A 4,257-nucleotide genomic window follows, 5' to 3' on the forward strand; every position below is an offset into this window, starting at 1 on the left:
CGCCCCCCCCCCCCCCCCCCCCCCCCCCCCCCCCCCCCCCCCCCCCCCCCCCCCCCCCCCCCCCCCCCGACTGGGGTGGGTCAGGCGGTGAAGCGCTCGACGGCGCGGGCGGACTCGGCGCGGTAGGCGGCGAGGACCTCGGGCGTGGGCTCCGCCGACAGGACCCGCGTGCCCTCCCGCTCCCACACCGGCGGCTGCTCGGCGCCGGACAGCACCCAGGCGGCCTGGCGGGCCGCGCCGTCGGCGACGTACTCGCCCGGCTCGGGCAGCTCGACGTCCTGGCCGAGCACGGCCGGCGCGACCTGCTGGACGGCCGCCGAGCGGGCGGCGCCACCGATGAGGCTGATGCGCCGCACCTCCACGCCCTGGGCCTGGACCGCGGCCATGCCCTCGGCGAGGTGGCACATCATGCCCTCGACGGCGGCGCGGGCGAGGTTCTCCCGCGTCATCGACGCGCGCGTCATCCCGTGGAGGGACCCGGTGGCCGTGGGCAGGTTGGGGGTGCGCTCGCCGTCGAGGTAGGGCACGTGGACGAGGCCGCCGGCACCCGGCTCGGCGGCGAGGGCGAGCTCGCTGAGGCCTGCGTGGTCGACGCCGAGCAGGCGGGCGGTCGCGTCGAGCACGCGGGAGGCGTTGAGCGTCGTCGCCATCGGCAGGAAGTTCCCGGTCGCGTCGGCGAAGCCGGTGACCAGGCCGCTCGCGTCGCGGACCGGGTCGGCGGCGACGGCGGAGACGACGCCGGAGGTGCCCAGCGAGATCGTCACGTCCCCGGTGGCGAGGCCGACGCCGAGCGCCGCGGCCGCGTTGTCCCCGGCGCCGGGGCCGAGGAGTGCGCCCGTCCCGCCCACCTGGCCGGCGGCCGTCGAGGGACCGAGCACGCGCGGCAGGACGATGTCGGTCTCCCGGCCGAGCGCGAGGTCGAGCAGGTCGCGCCGGTAGGTGTTGCCGGCGGGGTCGAAGTACCCGGTGCCGGAGGCGTCGGACCGGTCGGTGGCGAGGTCCTCCAGCGCCCCGGTGCCGAGGAGGCGCCAGGTGAGCCAGTCGTGGGGGAGGGCGACGGCGGCCACCCGGGCCGCGTTCTCCGGCTCGTGCTGGGCGAGCCACCGCAGCTTCGTCACCGTGAGCGAGGCGACGGGCACGGAGCCGATCGCCTCGACCCAGGCGCGGCGTCCGGCGTCGACGTCGCCCTCGCCGAGCTCGCGGACGAGGTCGGCGGCGGCCTGCGCGGAGCGGGTGTCGTTCCACAGCAGCGCCGGGCGGATGACCGCGCCGTCCGCGTCGAGGACGACCATCCCGTGCTGCTGACCACCGACCGAGACGGCCGCGACGTCGTCGAGACCGCCGGCCTGCGTCAGTGCGTCCTGGAGCGCGTCCCACCACGCGGCGGGGTCCACCTCGGTACCGTCGGGGTGGGACGCCTGGCCCGAACGGACCAGGCGACCGGTGTCCGCCTCCCGCACGACGACCTTGCAGGACTGGGTCGAGCTGTCGATGCCGGCAACGAGCCGGCCGGCGAGCGGGGAAGTCATGGCGCCACCTCTGCGGGACGAGATTGTTAGAGCATGGAACTAAACCAGGCAGGATCGGTATGGTCAAGGTATGACGGTCACTGACGACGCGCGGAGCGTCCCCCCGGGCTCGCTCACCCCTGGCGTGGGTCAGGCCTCGCTGCGCGACCAGAACCTCTCCGTGGTCACCATGCTGGCCTACGCCGCGCCGGAACCGGTCTCCCGCGCCGCCATCGCCGCCGGCAGCGGCCTCACGCGCTCGACGGTCTCCCGCCTCGTGGACGAGCTCCTCGCCGGGGGGCTGCTCGAGGAGCTGCCGCCGCAGATCGCCGGGCGGGGGCGGCCCGCCACGCCGCTGGTCCCGGCCAGCGGCACGATCGCGGGACTGGGCCTCGAGGTCTCCCCGAGCTACCTCGGTGCCCGGCTCGTCGACCTCAGCGGGGCGGTCCTCGCCGAGCGGGTCGTCCCCGCGCACCTCGAGGCGAGCGCCCCCGACGTCGTGCTCGGGCGCCTCGCGCACCTGGCCCGCGAGATCCTCGCGGGCAGCCACGGGCGCTGGACGGTGCTCGCCGGGGCGCGCCTCGCCGTCCCCGGCCTCGTCGACTCCGTCGGCCGGGTGCTGCGCGCGCCCAACCTCGGCTGGCGCGAGGTCGTGCCCGCCGAGCACCTCAGGCTGCCCTCCGCACCCGGCGGGGACCAGCTCGCCGCGGTCGGGGTCGGCAACGAGGCGGACCTCGCCGCCCTCGCCCACGCGCTGGAGGCGCCGGGCAGGCCGGCGGGCAGCGGCACCTTCTTCTACGTCTCCGCCGACATCGGTGTCGGTGGCACGTCCGTCGTCGACGGCGTGCCGGTGCGCGGCCGCCACGGCTGGGCCGGGGAGGTGGGCCACACGCTCGTCGACCCGACGGGCCCGGCCTGCACCTGCGGCGCCGTCGGCTGCCTCGAGCAGTACGCCGGGCGCGACGCCTTCCTCGCGGCCGCCGGCGTCGGCCCGGACGCCTCCGCCGAGGAGCTCGCCGCAGCCGCGGCCGAGCCGGGTCCGGCGCGGGACGCCGTCGAGCGCGCGGGGCGGGCGCTGGGCACGGCCCTGGCCAACGTCGTCAACCTCCTCGACGTCGACGACCTCGTGCTCGGTGGCCAGTTCATCCCGCTCCTGCCCGCCATGCGCCCGTCCATGGAGGAGGAGCTGGGGCGCCGTGTCCTCGCGGCCCCGTGGCTCGACGTGACGATCCGTCCGGGCCTCTCCGGCGAGCCGGCGCTGACCGGGGCGGCACTCGCCGTCCTCGGCGAGGTCGTCGCCACACCGTGCAACTGGCTGCCAGGTGCTTGACACCACCTGCCCCCCGCGTAGTTAAATTGCGCTAAGAAACAAAACCTACTCGACGAGGAGTCACTCCATGGTTCGCAAGCCCACGTCCGACGACCGCTTCTCCTTCGGCATCTGGACCGTCGGCTGGTCCGCCCAGGACCAGTTCGGCGCCGCCACCCGCCCCGTGCTCGACCCCTGGGAGTACGCCACCAAGCTCGCTGAGCTCGGCGCCTGGGGCATCACCTTCCACGACGACGACGTCGTCCCCTTCGGTGCGGACGACGCCGAGCGTGAGCGCATCCTCACCCGCTTCAAGCAGGCCACGGACGACGCGGGTCTGACCATCGAGATGGTCACGACCAACACCTTCAGCCACCCGATCTTCAAGGACGGCGGCTTCACCGCCAACGACCGCTCCGTGCGCCGCTTCGGCCTGCGCAAGGTGCTGCGCAACGTCGACCTCGCCGCCGAGCTCGGCGCGACGACCTTCGTCATGTGGGGCGGGCGTGAGGGCAGCGAGTACGACGGCGTCAAGGACGTCAACGCCGCGCTCGACCGCTACCGCGAGGGCATCGACACCGTCGCCGGCTACATCAAGGACAAGGGCTACGACCTGCGCATCGCGCTCGAGCCCAAGCCGAACGAGCCCCGTGGCGACATCCTCCTGCCCACGGTCGGTCACGCGCTCGGCTTCATCGCCGAGCTCGAGCACGGCGACATCGTCGGCCTCAACCCGGAGACCGGGCACGAGCAGATGGCGGGCCTCAACTACACCCACGCCCTCGCGCAGGCGCTGTGGTCGGGCAAGCTCTTCCACATCGACCTCAACGGCCAGCGGTCCATCAAGTACGACCAGGACCTCGTCTTCGGCCACGGCGACCTCCTGTCCGCCTTCTTCACCGTCGACCTGCTCGAGAACGGCTTCCCGGGCGGCGGCCCCCGTTACGAGGGCCCGCGCCACTTCGACTACAAGCCCTCGCGCACCGAGCACATGCAGGGCGTGTGGGACTCGGCCGAGGCGAACATGTCGATGTACCTCATGCTCGCCGAGAAGGCCAAGGCCTACCGCGCCGACCCGCGCGTGCAGGAGGCCTTCCAGGAGTCCGGCGTGCTCGAGCTGTCCGAGCCCACGCTCGCGCAGGGCGAGTCGCTCGAGGGCTTCCTCGCCGACCGCAGCACCTTCGAGGACTTCGACGTCGACGCCGCCGCTGCGCGTGAGTACCGCTTCGTGCGCCTCAACCAGCTCGCCATGGAGCACCTCATCGGCTGACCCACCGTGTGTGCCCCCTCCCCTCGCCGAGCGCTGAGTTGTTCGAGGGAACAGCTCAGCGCTCGACGCATGGGGGCCACCGCTCGGCGTAGGGGGCCACCGCTCGCCGTTTGTGTCGCCCCCTCCCCGGGGGGGGGGGGGGGGGGGGGGGGGGGGGGGGGGGGGGGGGG

3 protein-coding genes are annotated in these 4,257 nt (G+C 74.6%); 2 read left to right on the plus strand and 1 reads right to left on the minus strand.

Features of this window, described 5'->3' with window-relative positions:
• Positions 1-80 precede the first annotated feature (80 nt).
• Positions 81-1,529: a xylulokinase gene (gene xylB, locus H9624_RS12665; RefSeq protein WP_251840255.1), complete on the minus strand. Its 1,449-nt coding sequence runs from the start codon at positions 1,527-1,529 to the stop codon at positions 81-83.
• 70 nt (positions 1,530-1,599) lie between these two features.
• On the opposite strand from xylB, the gene H9624_RS12670 reads away from it, so the two are divergent.
• On the plus strand, positions 1,600-2,838 hold the full coding sequence (locus tag H9624_RS12670) for an ROK family protein (protein WP_251840256.1): 1,239 nt from the start codon (positions 1,600-1,602) through the stop codon (positions 2,836-2,838).
• A 67-nt stretch (positions 2,839-2,905) separates the two neighbouring features.
• On the plus strand, positions 2,906-4,087 hold the full coding sequence (gene xylA / locus H9624_RS12675) for a xylose isomerase (RefSeq protein WP_251840257.1): 1,182 nt from the start codon (positions 2,906-2,908) through the stop codon (positions 4,085-4,087).
• Positions 4,088-4,257: the final 170 nt, after the last annotated feature.

The organism is Oceanitalea stevensii, assembly GCF_014837105.1.
Lineage (GTDB): Bacteria > Actinomycetota > Actinomycetes > Actinomycetales > Actinomycetaceae > Oceanitalea > Oceanitalea stevensii.

Coding starts and splice junctions, on each gene's coding strand:
- xylA (WP_251840257.1), top strand. CDS start 2,906: ATGGTTCGCAAGCCCACGTCCGACGACCGCTTCTCCTTCGGCATCTGG.
- H9624_RS12670 (WP_251840256.1), top strand. CDS start 1,600: ATGACGGTCACTGACGACGCGCGGAGCGTCCCCCCGGGCTCGCTCACC.
- xylB (WP_251840255.1), bottom strand. CDS start 1,529: ATGACTTCCCCGCTCGCCGGCCGGCTCGTTGCCGGCATCGACAGCTCG.